Source organism: Vagococcus fessus, assembly GCF_003987565.1.
Classification (GTDB): Bacteria; Bacillota; Bacilli; order Lactobacillales; family Vagococcaceae; genus Vagococcus_D; species Vagococcus_D fessus.
Genome location: NZ_NGJY01000005.1, coordinates 1 through 19,542, shown reverse-complemented (window position 1 = coordinate 19,542; position 19,542 = coordinate 1). Strand labels below are relative to the sequence as shown.

The 19,542-nt window shown below is 37.3% G+C and carries 15 protein-coding genes, 24 tRNA genes, 1 rRNA gene, 1 riboswitch and 1 other annotated feature; of the genes, 6 read left to right on the top strand and 34 right to left on the bottom strand.

Annotation, left to right across the window (positions count from 1 at the left end; genetic code table 11):
• Positions 1-233 precede the first annotated feature (233 nt).
• The 3 genes from CBF31_RS10175 to rpmG form a co-directional block, all read right to left on the bottom strand.
• Positions 234-1,703: a helix-turn-helix domain-containing protein gene (locus tag CBF31_RS10175; RefSeq protein WP_148112187.1), complete on the bottom strand. Its 1,470-nt coding sequence runs from the start codon at positions 1,701-1,703 to the stop codon at positions 234-236.
• Between the two features lie 320 nt (positions 1,704-2,023).
• Positions 2,024-2,191, bottom strand: a complete 168-nt coding sequence (gene secE, locus CBF31_RS10170; protein ID WP_126832658.1) for a preprotein translocase subunit SecE — start codon at positions 2,189-2,191, stop codon at positions 2,024-2,026.
• A gap of 23 nt (positions 2,192-2,214) precedes the next feature.
• Complete coding sequence (gene rpmG / locus CBF31_RS10165) at positions 2,215-2,367, bottom strand: 50S ribosomal protein L33 (protein WP_126832656.1); 153 nt, start codon at positions 2,365-2,367, stop codon at positions 2,215-2,217.
• Positions 2,368-2,553: 186 nt separating this feature from the next.
• On the opposite strand from rpmG, the gene cbpA reads away from it, so the two are divergent.
• Entirely contained in the window at positions 2,554-3,207 is a 654-nt protein-coding gene (gene cbpA, locus CBF31_RS10160) for a cyclic di-AMP binding protein CbpA (RefSeq protein WP_126832654.1), read from the top strand.
• Positions 3,208-3,243: 36 nt separating this feature from the next.
• Here the strand turns inward: cbpA and pepV are convergent, their stop codons facing one another.
• The 4 genes from pepV to leuS all read right to left on the bottom strand — a co-directional run bounded on the left by pepV (position 3,244) and on the right by leuS (position 9,752).
• Positions 3,244-4,653, bottom strand: coding sequence for a dipeptidase PepV (gene pepV / locus CBF31_RS10155; protein ID WP_126832652.1), 1,410 nt, complete (start codon positions 4,651-4,653; stop codon positions 3,244-3,246).
• Between the two features lie 80 nt (positions 4,654-4,733).
• Positions 4,734-5,459 (bottom strand): pseudouridine synthase, encoded by a 726-nt coding sequence (locus CBF31_RS10150; protein ID WP_126832650.1) that lies wholly within the window; start codon positions 5,457-5,459, stop codon positions 4,734-4,736.
• A 64-nt stretch (positions 5,460-5,523) separates the two neighbouring features.
• Positions 5,524-7,170 (bottom strand): putative polysaccharide biosynthesis protein, encoded by a 1,647-nt coding sequence (locus tag CBF31_RS10145; RefSeq protein WP_126832648.1) that lies wholly within the window; start codon positions 7,168-7,170, stop codon positions 5,524-5,526.
• A 167-nt stretch (positions 7,171-7,337) separates the two neighbouring features.
• Complete coding sequence (leuS, locus tag CBF31_RS10140) at positions 7,338-9,752, bottom strand: leucine--tRNA ligase (protein WP_126832646.1); 2,415 nt, start codon at positions 9,750-9,752, stop codon at positions 7,338-7,340.
• A gap of 66 nt (positions 9,753-9,818) precedes the next feature.
• Positions 9,819-10,032: a binding site (T-box leader), on the bottom strand.
• 192 nt (positions 10,033-10,224) lie between these two features.
• On the opposite strand from leuS, the gene CBF31_RS10135 reads away from it, so the two are divergent.
• From CBF31_RS10135 to mnmM, 5 genes are all read left to right on the top strand, one after another.
• Positions 10,225-10,860, top strand: coding sequence for a DUF1700 domain-containing protein (locus CBF31_RS10135; RefSeq protein ID WP_170167946.1), 636 nt, complete (start codon positions 10,225-10,227; stop codon positions 10,858-10,860).
• On the top strand, positions 10,860-11,909 hold the full coding sequence (locus tag CBF31_RS10130; protein ID WP_126832642.1) for a DUF4097 family beta strand repeat-containing protein: 1,050 nt from the start codon (positions 10,860-10,862) through the stop codon (positions 11,907-11,909). The genes CBF31_RS10135 and CBF31_RS10130 overlap by 1 nt, the downstream gene beginning before the upstream one ends.
• Before the next feature lie 104 nt (positions 11,910-12,013).
• Complete coding sequence (locus tag CBF31_RS10125) at positions 12,014-12,673, top strand: phosphatase PAP2 family protein (protein WP_126832640.1); 660 nt, start codon at positions 12,014-12,016, stop codon at positions 12,671-12,673.
• A 14-nt stretch (positions 12,674-12,687) separates the two neighbouring features.
• Positions 12,688-13,659 (top strand): tRNA modification radical SAM protein MnmL/YtqA, encoded by a 972-nt coding sequence (gene mnmL, locus CBF31_RS10120; RefSeq protein ID WP_126832638.1) that lies wholly within the window; start codon positions 12,688-12,690, stop codon positions 13,657-13,659.
• Positions 13,652-14,230 (top strand): tRNA 5-(aminomethyl)-2-thiouridylate-methyltransferase MnmM, encoded by a 579-nt coding sequence (mnmM, locus tag CBF31_RS10115; RefSeq protein ID WP_126832636.1) that lies wholly within the window; start codon positions 13,652-13,654, stop codon positions 14,228-14,230. Before mnmL ends, mnmM begins: the two co-directional genes overlap by 8 nt.
• Positions 14,231-14,245: 15 nt before the next feature.
• Here the strand turns inward: mnmM and CBF31_RS10110 are convergent, their stop codons facing one another.
• From CBF31_RS10110 to rrf, 27 genes are all read right to left on the bottom strand, one after another.
• A complete protein-coding gene (locus CBF31_RS10110) occupies positions 14,246-15,718 on the bottom strand; it encodes an MDR family MFS transporter (RefSeq protein WP_281272820.1) in 1,473 nt (490 codons plus the stop codon).
• A gap of 85 nt (positions 15,719-15,803) precedes the next feature.
• Positions 15,804-16,985 (bottom strand): methionine adenosyltransferase, encoded by a 1,182-nt coding sequence (metK, locus tag CBF31_RS10105; protein ID WP_126832634.1) that lies wholly within the window; start codon positions 16,983-16,985, stop codon positions 15,804-15,806.
• Positions 16,983-17,065: riboswitch (SMK box riboswitch) on the bottom strand. Its footprint overlaps the gene before it by 3 nt.
• 89 nt (positions 17,066-17,154) lie before the next feature.
• Positions 17,155-17,226: transfer RNA gene (locus CBF31_RS10100), tRNA-Glu, on the bottom strand.
• Between the two features lie 17 nt (positions 17,227-17,243).
• A tRNA-Ser gene (locus CBF31_RS10095) sits at positions 17,244-17,331 on the bottom strand.
• Between the two features lie 16 nt (positions 17,332-17,347).
• Positions 17,348-17,421, bottom strand: a tRNA-Ile gene (locus CBF31_RS10090).
• A 33-nt stretch (positions 17,422-17,454) separates the two neighbouring features.
• Positions 17,455-17,525: transfer RNA gene (locus CBF31_RS10085), tRNA-Gly, on the bottom strand.
• 7 nt (positions 17,526-17,532) lie between these two features.
• Positions 17,533-17,606 (bottom strand) — tRNA-Asp (locus CBF31_RS10080).
• Between the two features lie 33 nt (positions 17,607-17,639).
• A tRNA-Met gene (locus tag CBF31_RS10075) sits at positions 17,640-17,712 on the bottom strand.
• A gap of 14 nt (positions 17,713-17,726) precedes the next feature.
• A tRNA-Ser gene (locus tag CBF31_RS10070) sits at positions 17,727-17,816 on the bottom strand.
• A gap of 23 nt (positions 17,817-17,839) precedes the next feature.
• Positions 17,840-17,911: transfer RNA gene (locus CBF31_RS10065), tRNA-Glu, on the bottom strand.
• 32 nt (positions 17,912-17,943) lie between these two features.
• Positions 17,944-18,017, bottom strand: a tRNA-Ile gene (locus tag CBF31_RS10060).
• Positions 18,018-18,026: 9 nt separating this feature from the next.
• Positions 18,027-18,097 (bottom strand) — tRNA-Gly (locus CBF31_RS10055).
• Positions 18,098-18,102: 5 nt separating this feature from the next.
• Positions 18,103-18,175, bottom strand: a tRNA-Phe gene (locus tag CBF31_RS10050).
• Positions 18,176-18,192: 17 nt separating this feature from the next.
• Positions 18,193-18,266: transfer RNA gene (locus CBF31_RS10045), tRNA-Asp, on the bottom strand.
• Positions 18,267-18,299: 33 nt separating this feature from the next.
• Positions 18,300-18,372: transfer RNA gene (locus CBF31_RS10040), tRNA-Met, on the bottom strand.
• 14 nt (positions 18,373-18,386) lie between these two features.
• Positions 18,387-18,476 (bottom strand) — tRNA-Ser (locus CBF31_RS10035).
• 15 nt (positions 18,477-18,491) lie between these two features.
• A tRNA-Ile gene (locus CBF31_RS10030) sits at positions 18,492-18,565 on the bottom strand.
• Positions 18,566-18,583: 18 nt separating this feature from the next.
• Positions 18,584-18,657 (bottom strand) — tRNA-Met (locus CBF31_RS10025).
• Positions 18,658-18,668: 11 nt separating this feature from the next.
• A tRNA-Pro gene (locus CBF31_RS10020) sits at positions 18,669-18,742 on the bottom strand.
• Positions 18,743-18,753: 11 nt separating this feature from the next.
• Positions 18,754-18,827, bottom strand: a tRNA-Arg gene (locus CBF31_RS10015).
• Between the two features lie 34 nt (positions 18,828-18,861).
• Positions 18,862-18,947, bottom strand: a tRNA-Leu gene (locus CBF31_RS10010).
• Between the two features lie 48 nt (positions 18,948-18,995).
• Positions 18,996-19,067 (bottom strand) — tRNA-Gly (locus CBF31_RS10005).
• Between the two features lie 3 nt (positions 19,068-19,070).
• Positions 19,071-19,146: transfer RNA gene (locus CBF31_RS10000), tRNA-Thr, on the bottom strand.
• Between the two features lie 9 nt (positions 19,147-19,155).
• Positions 19,156-19,237, bottom strand: a tRNA-Leu gene (locus CBF31_RS09995).
• An 11-nt stretch (positions 19,238-19,248) separates the two neighbouring features.
• Positions 19,249-19,321, bottom strand: a tRNA-Lys gene (locus CBF31_RS09990).
• A gap of 3 nt (positions 19,322-19,324) precedes the next feature.
• A tRNA-Val gene (locus CBF31_RS09985) sits at positions 19,325-19,397 on the bottom strand.
• A gap of 25 nt (positions 19,398-19,422) precedes the next feature.
• Positions 19,423-19,538, bottom strand: a 5S ribosomal RNA gene (gene rrf, locus CBF31_RS09980).
• Between the last annotated feature and the right edge of the window lie 4 nt (positions 19,539-19,542).

Below are 19,542 nucleotides of genomic sequence, written 5' to 3'. Positions count from 1 at the left end.
ATACTTCGATACAGACTCCTCGTAATACCTTATCCGGCCAATTCCGTTCCAACTTATTTTCTATATCTCAATCGTTCATTATTCCCCTTGTTATTTTTCCTTCTAATTTCTTCTTGATGGCTTCTTATTTTACCTTTTGTAAATCTATTACTCTTGTTTCCGTACTAAAAAGCACGCCTTGTTGAATTCAAGTAACATGAATTTAACAAGACGTGCTTTTTTAGTATATTACATTATTCTGGATCAATTTCAGTCATAGGGAGTTTCGTTTCTCCATTACGAATTTTGACAATATAATTCGCTAAATTCGTCCAGTCGGTTGCACGAGGTGGTGCTAACCATACTATTTTGTTATCAATATCTTCGTAAGTATTCGGTGAATCTGTAAGAACTAAATCAACTTCCCTATAGTCATCACTAAACTCAATATTAATAGAATTTAAGAACATCATATTCTCTTTAATAAACTCAGCGTAGTTCAACCCTAGCCCAAAGTCAACACATACCGTAACTGCTTTAGATATATTAGAAAGAGAGATGTGTTTTATAAGTACTAACAAATAGTTATAAAATAAGTGTTGCTGATAGTCATCAATATTCGGCAAATCGCAATTCATAATATACTCTCTACAAAAGTGGAAATACTCATTATAAGTTTCTTCAAAATAAGTCACTTCTAAATTATTTGGCATCCATCTATTATTTGGAGCAAATGCTAGCATACCATACGCAGAAATCACTAAGTCATCAGTAAACTCTTTTTCCGTTCGTTTCAAAACAATTTCATTCTTAAAAACTTTTTGAAACTCGTTAATGAAATCCCCTACATAGTTGTGCAGAAGCGAGTCATCCGGCAAATCGACACAATCAGATACATCTAACATATGTTCTGTTAACAATATCCCCATTATAACGGTTGTTTCATGCTTTAAAGCTTCTTCAGAAAAAATCCCAATATTTTCTAACGACATGTAAACACTTTGCCAAATGATAGACTCTTTCGAATAAATATCTATCGCCCCATATCCAACAGCGCTATATTCCGTCGACTTATGACGATGGATAGACATATCAAGATAATGAAATAATTTATTTCTGGATAATTCCTTACAACTTAAACCTGTGTCAAAAATCAAACGATCTACTATCTCGCCAACACCTAAATGCATTGTTTTGGGATACATAATATCAGCATTATGATCCACTCTATTAAACAATTGATAGAAGAAATAACGAATTTTTTCTTCCGGTCCTACTAATTCAAGCTTTTTCGTAATTTCTATATCAAATTCTGACATAAATTTTTTCAATTCTTTGACCATTTTGTACATAGTGGATAAACTAATAAAATTATCTTCCGCAAACTGGTTAATATTGATCTCGTCGTTCATATAGATATCCAAAAGTAAATTAAATTTCAAAGAATTTTTCACTAGTGCTTCTAACAATAATTCCGAATTAGCTTGATGCGATTCAAAAAGAATAATATCTGGACCTGATACTTTCAAATTGAAATATTCATTCAAATTATATTCTTCAAAATCCAACAGACACTCTTCAATAATTTGGTTACAAATAAACTCTGAAATCCCCATTATTTCTTGCATTTCTATTTTAGAAATTGAAAAGTCACCAGCTGTTTCTAAAATACGGATAAAATCTAATTTCCGTTTAGCACTCTTATCTAACAAGTTATCAATCATCACATATCACCCTACTATACTCCCTAAATTAATTTATCTTATTTTTAAAATTAAACACCTAAAAAACAGGTTCACCTTATTTCAACTAAATAAAGAATCCTATCTGAACATTATATGACTGAATTACATTTAAAGTCTACTTACTTCTACATTTTTTATTTTATAGCACTTTCACAAAAGAATCGTTTTGAATAAAAGTTAACATTATATATATATGATATCACAAAAATAGTTTATATTTTCTATAATTTTAGTCAGTTTAAAAAATAAATAAAATTTTCTCAAAAAAAAAGTCATCCCCATATAGAGATGACTTTTTACTATACAAACAATTTAATGATTAAATTAATGCCATAATCAACAACTCCGAAGAACAGAGCAAACAATAATGTTGTTTGAATAACTGTCGATACATCTTTCTTCAATTGTTTTTTTGAAGGCCATGTTACGATTTTCATTTCTTCACGAACACTCTTTAAAAATTTCATCAGGTAGTCCTCCTCGTCTTTACTTATTTTGTTTCACGATGCAATGTATGTGATTTGCAGTATTTACAAAATTTTTTGATTTCTAAACGTTCTGTGCGTTGTCCTTCATTTACAGACTTAGAGTAATTTCTAGACCCACAAACCGAACAAGCAAGTGATGATTTTTTAGTTGGCACGGTACAGTATCCCCCATCCTGCTTTAGTTTTACTAGTTTACATTACCACCATTTTTCTATACTGTCAATTGACTATTCAACAAATATGAGTATTCAAAAAAATATATTCTACTTTTATCTAGGGGTTTTGATTAATATATGTTAAGATAATACTAACAAATCACTCATAATTAGGAGGTTCCTAAAATGCTAATCAAACAAGTTTGCATTCCAAAACAAGCCTTAACAACCGTAGATGAAACATGTTCACTAGAGGCCGCTTTAACTATTCTAGAAGATTCTGGTTACCGCTGTGTACCCGTTCTTGACTCCACAGGCAAAATCTTCCGTGGTAATATCTACAAAATGCATATCTACCGTCATAAATCTAATGGTGGCGATATGTCATTACCAGTTACTCATCTTATTAAAAATGCTACGAAATTTATCCATATCAACTCGTCGTTCTTCAAAATATTCTTCACGATTAAAGAATTACCTTATATCGCAGTTCTTGATGAACAACAACATTTTTATGGTATTTTAACTCACAGTAAATTATTAAATGTTTTAGCTCAATCTTGGAATGTTTCTGAAGGTCGCTACGTTTTAACCGTTGCTTCTACTGGACAACAAGGTGATTTAGCAGCCGTATCAAAAATCATTTCAAAACAAACTTCTATTACAAGTTGTATTACATTAGATGTTGGACAAGATGAATTCATCCGACGTATGCTATTCACTTTACCTGCGGATACTACCGAAGACACACTTAATTCTGTCATTACTCATCTAGAGAAGAAAAAATACAAAGTCGTTGAAATTGAAGATTTACAAAAATCTATTGAAGACAGCCACTAATAAAAAAGCTTAGCCTTCCGGCTAAGCTTTTTTTCTTTATTTAATTAGACGGTAGATTGCATCTGCATAAATAACAGTCGCATTAATAATATCGTCTACTGCCATAAATTCGTTAGCTTGGTGCATTGTATCTACACTGTGTGGGAACATCGCACCAAACGCAACACCGCGTTCTAAGATACGTCCAAATGTACCGCCACCAATTACTTTACCTTTTCCTTCAAGACCAGTATGTTCAGTATAAACAGCTAATAAAGTTTTAACTAATTCATCATCTTCTGGTACATAGTGAGGCTGGCTAGCTTTAGATACAACTACTGAGCCGCCAACTGAAGAAACTAACTCTTCTAATTTAACTTTCATATCGTCAGCTGTTGTTCCTTTAGGATAACGGATATTTAAAGTCACATAATTTCCTTCTTCACCTGCTACGAATGAGAATAAACCAGCATTCACTGTTAACTCACCCATAATATCATCCGTGTGAGCAATTCCTAATTTTCCACCTGTTGTATCTTCGTGGATAGATGCAGTAATTGTGTTTAAGAATGCTTTAGCATCGCCTTCAAAAGCAAAGTTGCTTAAGAATGCTGCTAAATATGTTCCACCATTAATTCCTGATTTTGGGCTAGCTCCATGAGCTGATTTACCTTTTACGATAACTGTTACAGTTTTTCCATCTAATTCTACTGAACCAGAAATTGGATTTTTCTCAGCAAAATCAATGAAATCAACTTCCATTTTAGCTGCAGCTTCTTCATCAGATACTTCAATAACTGCTGTTGCAGATTCTGGTACCATGTTAACACGTAAACCAGATTTGAAGCTTGTTAATTGATAAACACCTGAAGTCGTCCCGTTAAATTCTAAGTTGATTGAGGCATTTCCTTTTTCACCATTGATGATTGGGAATTCTGCATCTGGAGCAAAACCAAAGTCAGGTTTTTCTTCAACTTCCATGTAACGGTCCATACATTGCCAACCGCTTTCCTCGTCCGTTCCAATAATAAAACGAACGCGTTTAGAAACAGGTAAACCTAATTCTTTAATCATTTTTAACGCATAATAAGCTGCCACACTTGGGCCTTTATCATCGCTTGAACCACGAGCAAATAATTTACCGTCTTTAATAACCGGTGTGAATGGATCTGTGTCCCAACCAGTCCCCACAGGAACCACGTCAACGTGACCAAAAATCCCCATTGTTTCATCGCCTTCACCAAATTCTAAATGTCCAGCAATGTTTTCGATATTTTTTGATTTAAAGCCGTCACGTTCACCAATCTCTAAGAAACGTAATAAAGCTGCTTTAGGGCCAGGTCCAACGGGAGCATCTTCAGTTGCTTTATCGTCTTCTCTCACACTTGGAATACTTAATAAATCAAATAAGTCTTTAAATAAATCATCTTTTCTTGCTTCTACTTCTTCACGCCAATTAATTGTCATTCATTCCACTCCTATCTGATTTTAAACATACCTCATTCTACCATTTTTTCACGAAAAATAAAAAGGAGGACCTTGTCTTTTTAGAGTTTTTGCTTTTGCAACTGTTCTAACTCTTCAGGTGTGACTTTTCGATAGCTTCCTTTTGATAAAGTCGCATCTAATATGAGTCCTCCCATAGAATGACGGTGGAGTGTCATTACTGTCTTTCCAACCGCTTCAAACATCCGCTTCACTTGATGATACTTCCCTTCAGAAATAACAACATCAATTCTCGACTGTTCTAATTTTTCGTCTACAGATACAATTGTTAAGTAACCTGGCAGACATTCTTCATCTCCTGAAATAACCAAGCCTTCTTTAAATTTAGCTACATCTTCTTCCGTCACAATCCCCTCAATCAAAGCATGATAACATTTCGAGACATGTTTTTTAGGAGATAATAAATTGTGACTAAGTTGCCCATCATTCGTTAAAATCAGTAACCCTGTCGTATCCTTATCCAAACGTCCTACTGGAAATAAATCGTCACGATAATCTTCACGACTAAGTAAATCAAGAACTGTTTTATGACGATTATCTTCCGTAGCGGAAATAACCCCTTCTGGTTTATGCAACATATAATAAAAATACTTTTGGTACTCTAAGACCTCTCCATTCAATGTTACATTATCTGATACTTCATTTACACTAAATTTCCCGTCCTTCACTCTTTTACCGTTCACTTCTACATTCTCTTTTTTTAAAATCTCTTTGACTTCTTTCCGACTGCCATAGCCACAGTGGCTAATTAACTTATCTAATCTCATCTAATCCCTCACTTATTTTCATGGTAGTAAAAAAGAACACTTATAAAAAGTGTTCTCCTCATTTTTAAATACCTTTGATTTTCAACTTACGACGAATTCCTGCTACCTTATCGCCTAGTAATTGATCTGCTAGACGTAATTTTAAAGCAAGGTATCCATATATCGCAACACCTAGTCCGCCAACAACCATTACAATAATAAATGATTGGATTTTACTATCTGGACTTAAGAATGTGCATAGTAGCAAACGTGCTAGGTAAGCCGCAACGGTCATAATCACACTTAAAATAAAAATTAAAATCGTTCTTCTTACTACAATACTTAAATCAAAACGAGTTATCTTTTTAATATGGGCTGTTGTTAAATAAGACGCCACTAAGAAACAAATAGCTGTTGATAACAACGGTCCATAAACTTGAAACTTGGCAATGAACGGGTATTGTAAAATTACTTTTACAAGTAATCCTATTCCTAAAAACTGCATAGCTTTCTTATTTTCATATAAACCTTGAAGTGTCGTTGACACTAGCATATAAAACCCTAAAATAATACCTACATAACATGCTTGTATTAAAACTGATGACCCTAATTGATCAGGCTCATAGAATAGTGTATTTAACGGATAAGCTAGGACTATCATTCCCATTGTCGCAGGAATCATAACGAAGAAGAATAATTGAAAATTATCCGCAATTAGTTTTGCGACACCACGACGGTCTTTAAGCGTAAAAGCTTCTGTTACAAGTGGTAAACTCGTTACCGCAAGTGATGTTGCAATTGAAATTGTAATCATCGTTAACTTGTCTGGATTAGCACTAAACGTACTAAACAACCCTTTTATTTGTGTTGGCGTATAATTTGTTAAACGGTGCATCGCACGTTCAAACGTATATTGATCAAAAATCTTCACGATTGTAATCGCTGACCCAATCACGATAAACGGTAACGCTTCTACCATCATTTCTTTTAATAAATCATTTGTTGAAATCGTAATTTTATTATCACTATTTTCTTCAAGCTCACGCATTTTCTTAGATTCTTTTTTATAGAACCATCCTAATGCTAACATTGCCGCTAACATTCCGATAAACGCCGCAAATGTTGATTGAGTTACTGCTGCAACATAATCACCTGTTGTTACTTTCATAATAATAAATGTTGCCAGTAACATGTAAAAGACACGTGCAAACTGTTCTACAATTTGAGAAACAGCTGATGGCATCATATCATGGTAACCTTGGAAGAAACCACGTATAACACTCATACAAGGGAAAACAAGTAAGGCGATACTTAGAGCTCTCATTGTCGGAATTAATTCTTTATCACCTGCCGCTAATATAGGGGCTGCAAAGAACATAATACCCGCAAACGCTACACCTAAACCTAACATCAAGTACATCGACTTTTTAAATAATTTCTTACTCAAACCGTATTCATTTAATGAGTTATAGTGAGAGATTTGTTTGGCTATAGCACCAGGAATACCGGCCGTTGCAATCATTAAGAATAAAGCATAAATATTATAGCCTTTCGTAAATAGATTATTCGCAACTTTAGCATTCTCACCCATCCATGCATACCACGGTATGATATAAATGGCTCCCATTAAACGAGATACAACACTACCAATTGTCATCCAAAGTGATCCACGGACCATCTTTTGTTTAGAGTCTAATTCTTTTTGTTCAAAATTCTCATTTTGAATTTCCATGTTTTATGTCCAACTTTCTTACCATTCTAAAAAACTGTTACTATCATTCTACCAAAAATAAACACAATAGTTAAGGTATAGTCCATATTTAATTATTAAATTTTCATTTAGTCTACCCGAAAAAAAAAGAACCGTAAAAATTACGATCCTTTTTATACAGTATTGATTTAATTCGCTACAATATTGACTAATTTATTCGGTACAGCAATTACTTTTCGGACTGTTTTATCTGCTAATTGTTCAGCAACTAATTCGTTAGCCATTGCTAACTTTTCTAGTTCTTCACGGTCAGTATCGCGTGAGACCATTAATTTCGCACGAACTTTACCATTGATTTGAACAACAATCTCTAACTCATCTTCCACTAAGAATTTCTCTTCGTAAGTTGGCCATGCCACATATGTTAAGCTTCCTTCGTGACCTAAGATAGTCCATAACTCTTCACTCATATGAGGAGCAATAGGAGCCAATAATTGAACAAACCCTTCGATATACTCTTGAGGTAAGATATCTTGTTTGTTCGCTTCATTTACAAAGACCATTAATTGAGAAATCGCCGTATTGAAACGTAAACCTTCATAATCTTCTGTCACTTTTTTAACCGTTTGATGATAAACCTTCGCTAATGCATCATTTGCTTCTGATGTAATCGCATCACGTTTTTGATTATCTTCTGTTACGATTAAACGCCACACACGGTCTAGGAATTTACGGCTACCTTCAAGACCATTTTCGCTCCACGCAATGGCTGCATCAAGTGGTCCCATAAACATTTCGTATAAACGTAATGTATCCGCTCCGTATTTCTCAACCACATCATCAGGATTAACAACATTTCCTTTTGATTTAGACATTTTTTCATTGTTGCTTCCCAAAATCATCCCTTGGTTATATAGACGTTGGAATGGCTCTTTAGTTGGCACAACACCACAGTCATATAAGAATTTATGCCAGAAACGAGCATATAATAAGTGAAGAACGGCATGTTCTGCTCCACCAATATACATGTCAACTGGTAACCAGTCATTTAATTTTTCTGGGTCCGCTAATACCTCATCATTTTTAGGGTCGATATAACGTAGGTAATACCATGAGCTACCTGCCCATTGTGGCATTGTATTCGTTTCACGACGTCCTTTCATACCCGTTACAGGGTCAACAACATTTACCCACTCTTCAATATTAGCAAGTGGCGATTCACCCGTACCACTTGGTTTAATATCGTTTGTTACAGGTAAAATTAATGGTAATTCTTCTTCAGGAACAGTTGTCATTGTACCATCTTCCCAGTGAATAACTGGAATTGGTTCACCCCAATAACGTTGACGAGAGAATAACCAGTCGCGTAGACGGTAACTTACTTCCTTACTTCCTACTTCTTTTTCTTCTAACCATTTAAGCATCTCTGTAATAGCTTCTTCTTTACCTAACCCATTTAAGAAATCAGAATTGATATGGTTGCCATCACCTACATAGGCTTCTTTTTCAATATCTCCGCCTTCAACAACCGGTGTGATTGTTAAATCAAATGTTTTAGCAAACTCATAATCACGCTCATCGTGTGCAGGAACTGCCATAATCGCACCTGTTCCATATGTTCCTAGAACATAATCTGCAATCCAGATAGGCATTTTTTCGCCGTTAGCTGGGTTAATCGCATAAGCCCCTGTGAAGACACCCGTTTTTTCTTTTGATAATTCTGTACGCATTAATTCAGATTTCTTAGCAGCCGCTTCACTGTAAGCTTCAACTTCTGCTAATTGCTCTGGAATTGTAATTTCTTTTACTAAATCTAATTCAGGTGCTAATACAGCATAAGTTGCCCCAAATAATGTGTCCGGACGAGTTGTGAAGACTTCAAATTCTTTATCAGAATCTGCCACTTTAAAGGTTACTTTAGCTCCTTCAGAACGACCAATCCAGTTACGTTGCATCTCTTTAATATTCTCAGGCCAGTCGACTTCCTCTAAATCATCAATCAAACGGTCTGCATAAGCTGTGATTTTTAACATCCATTGTTTCATCGGAACACGTAATACTGGGTGATCTCCACGTTCGGATTTACCATCAATAACTTCTTCATTGGCTAAAACCGTTCCCAAAGCAGGACACCAGTTAACTGGAATTTCAGCTTCATACGCTAAGCCTTTTTCAAATAATTTTGTGAAAATCCATTGTGTCCATTTGTAGTAACTAGGGTCTGTTGTATTAATTTCACGATCCCAATCGTAACTAAACCCAAGTGAGTTGATTTGTTTACGGAATACTTCAATATTTTGTTGTGTAAATTCTGCAGGGTCATTCCCTGTATCTAAAGCATACTGCTCAGCTGGTAAACCAAAGGCATCCCATCCCATTGGATGTAAAACATTATAACCTTGGCTACGTTTCATACGTGATAAAATATCTGTTGCTGTATACCCTTCAGGATGCCCTACGTGAAGCCCTTGTCCTGATGGATACGGGAACATATCTAGTGCATAAAAGTTATCTTTCCCTTTATCTTCAGTTGTTTTAAATGTGTGATTGTTAGCCCAAAATTCTTGCCATTTCTTTTCTATTTCTTTGTGTTGGTATCCCATACATAATCCCTCCTAATAGTAATAAAAATAAAAACGCCCTATAAAAGCCACAACAATGTGTCGCTTTTATAGGACGTCTGATTGTCATCTAAACGTGGTACCACCCATAATTTACATTTGTAGTCATTAACAAATGCCTCATACTCATGATAACGGCTGACACCGGTTTAACCTTATCAGTTAAACAGTTCCCAAGGTAAGTTCAAAAGCGTTCACTGCATGTTCACACCACCACATGCTCTCTGTAAGCTAGGACTCTTTACTACTCCTCTTCGTTTGTATACTACTCATAGTATCAAATAACCCCGCCAACTGCAACCTAAAAACAAAACTAACGCCCTAGTCACTCTAGGACTTTTGACTGATTTTTGCCCTACCCTATTGTACTGCTAGTCTTTAGAGGCTATATTTATACTAGTTACTTAACGTCACTCACGTTTAGAGCAATTCCAAAGAAATGAGGGTTCTACTTATGAACAAGGAACACTTTTTAACTGAGTTAAAAATAAAGCTACGTCCTTTACCTAAAAAAGAACAAGCTTACTTTTTACACCTCTATAATGATAAATTTAATCAATTACTAGATGAAGGTCTAGAAGAAGTTTATGTTTCAAAACAACTTGGACAGCCACAACATATTGCGGAAGATATTCTAAAAGAATATGGTATCCAGCCTACGGAGCACCCCTCAGAAAAAAATAACGACTGGCAAGAATTCTCAAGCAGCGATGCTTACGATGACCATCCTTATTATCAAAACTTTTCAGCACAAAAGAAACCAGCCTCTTTCTTTATACGTTTTTGCCAGGTAGCAGGCGTCTTACTTTTTAACGGCTTATTCATGATATGGATGATTTTCGGTGCATTAGCCCTATTATTTGGTATTTGGTTGACTGTGCTTATCTTAACACTATCACCACTCATTGGAATTGTTGCCTTCTTTTTAAACACGGGCGCTATGGCAATGTTTCAAATCTTTGCCTCTATTGCCTTATCAGGAATAGGAATAATCGGACTCGCTCTACTTATTCCTATCACTAAAGCAGTCAAACAATTACTAAAACACTACACAACATGGAATCTACGACTATTACGAGGTGAACACTAATGACAAAAAAAATGATTAGCCTTGCCTCTTTTGGTATCTTACTCCTAATAATCGGAGTAGCTGGTGGTACTTTCTACTATGTTAAAGCAGACAAACAACTTTCAACTCATATTAAAGAGGACTATCAACCTAAAAATAAAAAAGCAACCGACAACTTAGAATTAACCATTTCTGGTGATTTAAATTATCGCATCAGCCAATCTGATGATAATAAATTCCACATTGAAGGTACTACTTACTCCTTAGATAAAAGTCAAAAATTCGACTGGAAAAAATCTGAGACCGATGATGCAACTAAAATCGATTTAACCTTTACGAAAAGTACTAAAAAAATGCCGACTATCGGTGTTAATTTTTGGGAAACAGAACATCAATCGGTTTACCTAAGTATCCCAAAATCTTATAAAACCATTACAGTCAAAGGTCAAAAAAATTCGCAAGTTAATCTCTTTGATATGACAACTGACAACCTCATCTTAAAAAATGAAGGGGCTCATGTTACTCTTGCAAACTCAAAATTAACAACCTTAAACGTAACAGGCAATGCATCTTACATATCACTCTTTGACCTTAAAGTTGAAAAAGAAATCACAGCATCTAATGAATCAGCAACACTTGATATTAATAATACTAAATCGCCAATCATACTCCTTAAAAATAATGACGGTGAAATCCTAGCTTCTGAAGTAAAAGGAAGCATTGAGGTGACTACTGAAAGTGGCGATATTTCATTAACAGAAATAAAAGGACCTATCACCGCAACTTCTCAAAACGGAACAATCAATTGGGATAGTGCCTACCTAGAAGATGATGCCAACTTAACAACTGTCAACGGTGATGTGTTTGCTAGATTTGGGTATAGACCAAAAGATAGCTCTATTAAAGCTAAATCTCAGAATGGTGATATCACTCTATTTAATAAAGATACAGACCACTTCAAAATAAAAAATGCAAAACATACCCTTTCAATTGAAACCTCTTCTGGTAATATTGATGTTTCCGCTGAAGGCTATGAAGATTACGACGATGAACTTGATGATGACTTTTAAATCACACTCTCATCTGATTAGTTAATCCCAAATATATGATATAATAAAAAGACTCTTGGTCCGCCCATGAGTCTTTTTATTATACCCCAAAGGAGCGACTTACTATGCACAGTTCAAAACACAATAACTGGTACTTAGCCGGTAGTGTATCACTTGTTTTCTTCATGATACTCGGCTATACCGTCAAATTTTATGAAAGTACACTTTCATTTATAGACCAACCTCTTACCACAGCAATTCGGGACACATTAACTGACACAAAAACAAGCTTCTTCACAGGAGTAACTCAACTCGGAAGTAGTATAGGCCTTATGATTCTACTACTGATCACTTGTTTACTACTCTTAAAATTTAAACGTAAAGCGGAAGCACTTTGGCTTTTGGTAAATGTGGGGTTGATTGCAAGCCTAGGTAACTATTTAATTAAATTCCTATTCCAACGACCTCGCCCAAGTATTGAACACTTGGTTTACGCCAACCATTATAGTTTCCCAAGTGGCCATTCTATGGCGAGTATTTTATTCTACGGAACACTGATTATTATCAGTCAACTTGTTATAAAAAATAAAATAGTCCGTCTTATCAGCCAACTTATCTTAGGCAGTCTTATTTTACTCATAGGCCTTAGTCGTGTCTATCTAGGTGTTCACTACCCTACAGATATTATCGGAGGCTACTTACTAGGACTGAGTTGGTTACTCGCAACTTATCCATTATTCCAAAAACAACGCTTTATCTGGCGATTTAAAGGCAAACAAAAATAAGAAAGGTGTTACCCATGACTACACAAACATTTCGCTATTCAAATGATCCTACTAAAAATTACCACACTTGGAATTATGCCCTGAGAGAAACTTTTGGTGAAAAACTTTTTAAAGTTCCTATCGACGGTGGCTTTGATTGTCCTAATCGTGACGGAACAGTCGCAAGAGGCGGTTGTACCTTTTGTAGTGTCTCTGGTTCCGGGGACATGATTCTTGAGCCTACAGCACCTCTTGATGAGCAATTCCATCAAGAAATTGAGCGTATGCATAAAAAATGGCCGGGGGTTACCCAGTACCTCGTTTATTTCCAAAACTTTACCAATACCCACGCCCCAGTTGAGGTTATTCGTGAGCGATTCGAGCAAGTCCTTAGCCAACCAGGTGTTGTTGGTATCTCTATCGGAACTAGACCCGACTGTTTACCTGATGATGTGGTAGACTACCTTGCTGAATTAAACGAACGCTTCTATCTATGGGTTGAATTAGGCCTACAAACAACCTATGAAGAAACAAGTGAAAAAATTAATCGTGCACACGACTACCAAACCTATCTAGACGGTGTAGCTAAGCTCCGTAAACACAACATAAACGTGTGTACTCACCTTATCAATGGCCTACCTGGTGAAACAACAGATATGATGTTAGAAAATGTTCGCCGAACTATTTTAGATTCAGACATCCAAGGGATTAAACTTCACTTGCTCCATCTCATGACCAATACAAAAATGATGCGTGACTATGTTTCAGGAGACCTGAAACTCATGACACAAGAAGACTATGTTAACCTTATCTGCGACCAGCTAGAAATGATTCCACCAGAAATAGTCATCCACCGTTTAACAGGGGACGCACCTAGAGATACTATTATTGGTCCAATGTGGAGCCTAAAAAAATGGGAAGTCTTAAATGCGATTGATAATGAATTAGCTAGAAGGAATAGCTATCAAGGAAAATTTAATAGCCGAGAGGAGAATACTCATGCTTAAAACAGCCTTACATTATAGCCATGATTTATTAAAAGAGGTTGTCACTGAAGGTGATTTAGTGATAGATGGTACAGTTGGAAATGGGAATGACACCTTGTTTCTAGCTGAACTAGTAGGCGAAACAGGAACAGTCATTGGTTTCGATGTTCAAGAACAAGCCATCCAAACTACTCAAACAAAACTCGACGAGGCCGGCCTTAACAAACAAGTAGCTCTCTATCAACAAGGTCACGAAACATTAGCTCATGTCATTCCTTCAGATAAAAAAGTGAAAGCTGCTATTTTCAACTTAGGCTATCTTCCTAAAAGTGATAAAACTATCATTACTCAAAGTCATACTACCTTAAAAGCACTAGCCGACCTACTCGAGCTCACTGAGGACTTAGGTCGTATTATCGTAGTCATATACTATGGACATGATGGTGGCGAAATTGAAAAAGAGGCCGTCTTAGATTTTGTTAGACAAATTCCGCAAACACAATGCAACGTCTTATCTTATCAATTTATTAACCAAAAAAATAATCCACCTATTCTAATTACTATAGAAAAAAAATCTCAGAAGATTAACTAATCTCCTGAGATTTTTTTAAACTAATTTTTCTGATTTTTGGAATTGATTCATAACTAATGCTGCAATAATTAAGATAATTCCAACAAAGTAAACTGTGTGTAACCCCGTATATAAAATAGAACGAAGTGGCACAATTGATTCTGTCGGCAATTGGCTTAATGTTTCATGACTTGATAATTGGTCAATCATTTCACGTTTTAAACCTAACGTCGTATCCGTAGCTACTTCTTTATTAAAGTGGTTATTCAATACCACCCCAAAGATTGAAACCATAATAGTTTGACCCAAAGTACGGCTTAATGTATTCAGCGATGTTGCAATTCCGATATTTTCTTCATCGACACAACTTTGCGCACGCACAGTCGTACATGTAATCGTAATTCCTAAGCCAATTCCTGTAAATCCTGAAATTAAACAGAATGCCCAGAATGGTGTTGTCACAGGAACATTTGCCAAGAACAATCCACCGATTAAGATAATCACTAGCCCAACTGTCATCGCACGTTTCGTTGTTGATTTTTCTAATAACTTATCTGCTAAGAATGATCCAATTACCCAAGCGAATGACAACGGCGCTAACGCCATGCCACCAAGAGCTGCTTTAAGGCCTAATACGCCTTGCATCCACATCGGGATATAAACATCAATTCCCATTAAGAAGCCACTTACTAATGCTGCAATTAAATTAACAATCATAAATGTTGAATGTTTAAATAAATCTAATGAAATAACTGGATCTATAGCTGTACGTTCTACTTTTACAAAAACAAAGCCTAAAACAATTACCAAAGCAAAACAAATTGCTGTAATAAGACTTGCTCCAGATGGATCACTTAACGTTTGGAAACCATATAATAATACTAGTAGTAGCATCATCAATGTTAAACTTCCTGCCACATCAATTGGTTGTTTTTCATGCTCACTCTTAGGTTCAACTAAGAACATCATTGTTAGTATAACCAAAACTATTCCAATCGGAACATTTACAAAGAAAATCCAATGCCAACCGATTGTATCAACAATAAATCCTCCGCATAATGGTCCAATAACACTGGCAATCCCCCAAAAAGCACTACTCAAACCTAAAATTTTAGCACGCTTTTCAATTGGATAAATATCAGCAATAATTGTCATGGCTACTGGCATAATAGCACCCGCACCAATACCTTGAATAGCTCTAAAGACTATCAATTGAATCATACTACCTGAAATTCCACATAAAGACGACCCAATAATGAACACAATAATACCAAATATAAAAACAGGTTTCCGCCCAATACGGTCAACAAGTTTACCATAGATAGGTGTCATCATAGCATTAGTTAATAAATAAATTGAGAAAACCCAACTCATTATTTCTCCACCCTTTAATTGACCTGCTATGGTTGGCATCGCGGTTGATACGATGGTTGCTTCTATCGCCGTCATAAAAATAGCAATAAAGACTGTTAATGTTACTACTTTTACATTTGTTTCTTTTCTTCTCACACTTCCACTTCCCTTAATCTATATTATTCTATAAAAATAGCGTCTCCCAACGAAGTCAAATAAACTTCATTGAGAGCCGCCTCTATTACTCTGCTAAGCTTGATAAAAGGGCTTCAACTTTATCAGTTTTCTCCCAAGTGAAGTCAGCATCTGTACGACCAAAATGACCATATGCTGCAGTTTTTCTGAAAATTGGTTTTCTTAAATCTAGCATATCAATAATCCCTGCCGGACGTAAATCAAAATTCTCTCTAACTGCTTGAATTAATTTATCTTTTGAAACAGTTTCAGTTCCAAATGTTTCAATAGAAATAGAAACAGGTTGTGCCACTCCAATAGCATATGCTAATTGAACTTCACATTTTGTTGCTAGTTTAGCTGCAACAATATTTTTTGCAATATAACGCGCTGCATAACTAGCCGAACGGTCAACCTTAGTGGCATCTTTACCAGAGAATGCACCACCACCATGACGAGCATAGCCACCATAAGTATCAACAATAATCTTACGTCCTGTAAGACCAGCATCCCCTTGAGGTCCACCAATAACAAAACGACCTGTTGGATTGATAAAGTACTTAGTTGTATCATCCAATAATTCATTTGGAATTACTTCTAAAATTACTTTTTCCATAACATCTTTTTGAATCATTTCTAATGTCACATCTTCATCATGTTGTGTACTAATAACAACAGTATCCACCTTCAATGGTGTACCATTTTCATCATATTCAACAGTAACTTGTGACTTAGCATCTGGTCTTAAATATGTTAACTCATTATTCTTACGAACATCAGCTAATTTTTTAGTTAATTGATGACTCAAAGCAATTGGTAATGGCATTAATTCAGGTGTTTCATCACAAGCGAAACCAAACATTAACCCTTGATCTCCCGCACCAATATCTTTACCATCTGAATCTCGACCTTCAAGTGCGTCATCAACACCCATTGCGATATCAGGTGATTGCTCATCAAGCGCTACCATCACTGCACACGTGTCACCATCAAATCCATATTTAGCACGTGTATAACCTATTTCTTTAATAGTATCACGTACTACCTTTTGAATATCAACATAAGCTGTCGTCGTTACTTCTCCAAAAACTAATACCAATCCTGTCGTTACTGATGTTTCACAAGCAACTCGAGCCATTGGGTCTTTCTCTAGTAATGCGTCTAAAACTGCATCACTAATCTGATCAGCTACTTTATCCGGGTGTCCCTCAGACACTGATTCTGACGTAAATAAAAATTTTTCTTTCATAAATAATTCCCCCTTTATATTTGTCGGTTACAAGGCATTTTCATTGAAAAATGAATCCTATCGGGAATCTTGCAACATTTCTAGTATAACAAATTTCATATCCAAACGCACACCTTTTTAAAGCTTTACTAAAAAAGGTATAAAAAAAAAGAGCTTATGCTCTTTTTTATGACCCGTACGGGAATCGAACCCGTGATACCGCCGTGAAAGGGCGGTGTCTTAACCGCTTGACCAACGGGCCTTATTATAATGATACTACGGAGAAGGAGGGATTTGAACCCTCGCGCCGCGTAAACGACCTACACCCTTAGCAGGGGCGCCTCTTCAGCCACTTGAGTACTTCCCCATATTCAAAATTATAATGGGCCTAAATGGACTCGAACCATCGACCTCACGCTTATCAGGCGTGCGCTCTAACCAGCTGAGCTATAGGCCCATTTGAAAATGGATTGTTTTATTTCTAAAACAAAGCGGGTGACGAGAATCGAACTCGCGACAACAGCTTGGAAGGCTGTGGTTTTACCACTAAACTACACCCGCAAAAATACGGTCTGGACGGGACTCGAACCCGCGACCTCCTGCGTGACAGGCAGGCATTCTAACCAGCTGAACTACCAAACCAATGAATCTTTGCATCTAGCTTTCACTAGATAATTGCGGGAGCAGGACTTGAACCTGCGACCTTCGGGTTATGAGCCCGACGAGCTGCCAACTGCTCCATCCCGCGATATTTTTAAGATAAGGAGGATAAGGGATTCGAACCCTTGCGTGCTTTTACACACCTGACGGTTTTCAAGACCGTTCCCTTCAGCCGGACTTGGGTAATCCTCCATGGCTATATATTATAAAACTAATGACCCGTACGGGAATCGAACCCGTGATACCGCCGTGAAAGGGCGGTGTCTTAACCGCTTGACCAACGGGCCATGGTAATACTTTTTATATTATTAAAATATAATGGGCCTAAATGGACTCGAACCATCGACCTCACGCTTATCAGGCGTGCGCTCTAACCAGCTGAGCTATAGGCCCCAATTAAAGAGCGGGTGACGAGAATCGAACTCGCGACAACAGCTTGGAAGGCTGTGGTTTTACCACTAAACTACACCCGCTAAAATGGCTTGAAACAGAATCGAACTGCTGACACCTTGAGCTTCAATCAAGTGCTCTACCAACTGAGCTACCAAGCCATGGTAATTTTAAAAAACGGTCTGGACGGGACTCGAACCCGCGACCTCCTGCGTGACAGGCAGGCATTCTAACCAGCTGAACTACCAAACCAATGAATCTTTGCATCTAGCTTTCACTAGATAATTGCGGGAGCAGGACTTGAACCTGCGACCTTCGGGTTATGAGCCCGACGAGCTGCCAACTGCTCCATCCCGCGATATTTTTAAGATAAGGAGGATAAGGGATTCGAACCCTTGCGTGCTTTTACACACCTGACGGTTTTCAAGACCGTTCCCTTCAGCCGGACTTGGGTAATCCTCCGTAATAAATATTGAATGGACCTTGTAGGACTCGAACCTACGACCGAACGGTTATGAGCCGTTTGCTCTAACCAACTGAGCTAAAGGTCCAAGCTCTTAATACAATAATCGCGGCAGAGGGGATCGAACCCCCGACCTCCCGGGTATGAACCGGACGCTCTAGCCAGCTGAGCTACGCCGCGAAAAAATAATATCGGGAAGACAGGATTCGAACCTGCGACCCCTTGGTCCCAAACCAAGTGCTCTACCAAGCTGAGCTACTTCCCGCAATATTATAATGCACCCAAGAGGAGTCGAACCTCTAACCGCCTGATTCGTAGTCAGGTACTCTATCCAATTGAGCTATGGGTGCCAGTTAATTGATAGCTAACTAGCAATAACTATAATGCCGAGGACCGGAATCGAACCGGTACGGTAATTACTTACCGCAGGATTTTAAGTCCTGTGCGTCTGCCAGTTCCGCCACCCCGGCGCATTACAAACTGGTCTTAATAAATCTTTTGTTATGTGACATAACAAAAGCGGAAGACGGGGTTCGAACCCGCGACCCCCACCTTGGCAAGGTGATGTTCTACCACTGAACTACTTCCGCAAATGGTGCCGGCTAAAGGAGTTGAACCCTCGACCCTCTGATTACAAATCAGATGCTCTACCAACTGAGCTAAGCCGGCTAAATAAAATGCGGGTGAAGGGACTTGAACCCCCACGCCGTTAGGCGCTAGATCCTAAATCTAGTGCGTCTGCCAATTCCGCCACACCCGCATATATCTTAATGACCCGTACTGGGCTCGAACCAGTGACCCTCTGATTAAAAGTCAGATGCTCTACCAACTGAGCTAACGAGTCATATGGAGGTTAACGGGATCGAACCGCTGACCCTCTGCTTGTAAGGCAGATGCTCTCCCAGCTGAGCTAAACCTCCATGGGATATTACTTATAATATCTAAGCGTGGCAACGTCCTACTCTCACAGGGGGAAACCCCCAACTACCATCGGCGCTAAGAAGCTTAACTTCTGTGTTCGGCATGGGAACAGGTGTATCCTTCTTGCCATCGCCACCACACTTT

What these genes read in the sequence shown, in the direction of transcription:
- CBF31_RS10145 (WP_126832648.1), bottom strand. Translation starts at nt 7,170, where the DNA reads ATGGAAATTCAAAATGAGAATTTTGAACAAAAAGAATTAGACTCTAAA.
- secE (WP_126832658.1), bottom strand. Translation starts at nt 2,191, where the DNA reads ATGAAATTTTTAAAGAGTGTTCGTGAAGAAATGAAAATCGTAACATGG.
- mnmM (WP_126832636.1), top strand. Translation starts at nt 13,652, where the DNA reads ATGCTTAAAACAGCCTTACATTATAGCCATGATTTATTAAAAGAGGTT.
- pepV (WP_126832652.1), bottom strand. Translation starts at nt 4,653, where the DNA reads ATGACAATTAATTGGCGTGAAGAAGTAGAAGCAAGAAAAGATGATTTA.
- CBF31_RS10150 (WP_126832650.1), bottom strand. Translation starts at nt 5,459, where the DNA reads ATGAGATTAGATAAGTTAATTAGCCACTGTGGCTATGGCAGTCGGAAA.
- cbpA (WP_126832654.1), top strand. Translation starts at nt 2,554, where the DNA reads ATGCTAATCAAACAAGTTTGCATTCCAAAACAAGCCTTAACAACCGTA.
- metK (WP_126832634.1), bottom strand. Translation starts at nt 16,985, where the DNA reads ATGAAAGAAAAATTTTTATTTACGTCAGAATCAGTGTCTGAGGGACAC.
- CBF31_RS10125 (WP_126832640.1), top strand. Translation starts at nt 12,014, where the DNA reads ATGCACAGTTCAAAACACAATAACTGGTACTTAGCCGGTAGTGTATCA.
- CBF31_RS10130 (WP_126832642.1), top strand. Translation starts at nt 10,860, where the DNA reads ATGACAAAAAAAATGATTAGCCTTGCCTCTTTTGGTATCTTACTCCTA.
- leuS (WP_126832646.1), bottom strand. Translation starts at nt 9,752, where the DNA reads ATGGGATACCAACACAAAGAAATAGAAAAGAAATGGCAAGAATTTTGG.
- CBF31_RS10135 (WP_170167946.1), top strand. Translation starts at nt 10,225, where the DNA reads ATGAACAAGGAACACTTTTTAACTGAGTTAAAAATAAAGCTACGTCCT.
- CBF31_RS10175 (WP_148112187.1), bottom strand. Translation starts at nt 1,703, where the DNA reads ATGATTGATAACTTGTTAGATAAGAGTGCTAAACGGAAATTAGATTTT.
- mnmL (WP_126832638.1), top strand. Translation starts at nt 12,688, where the DNA reads ATGACTACACAAACATTTCGCTATTCAAATGATCCTACTAAAAATTAC.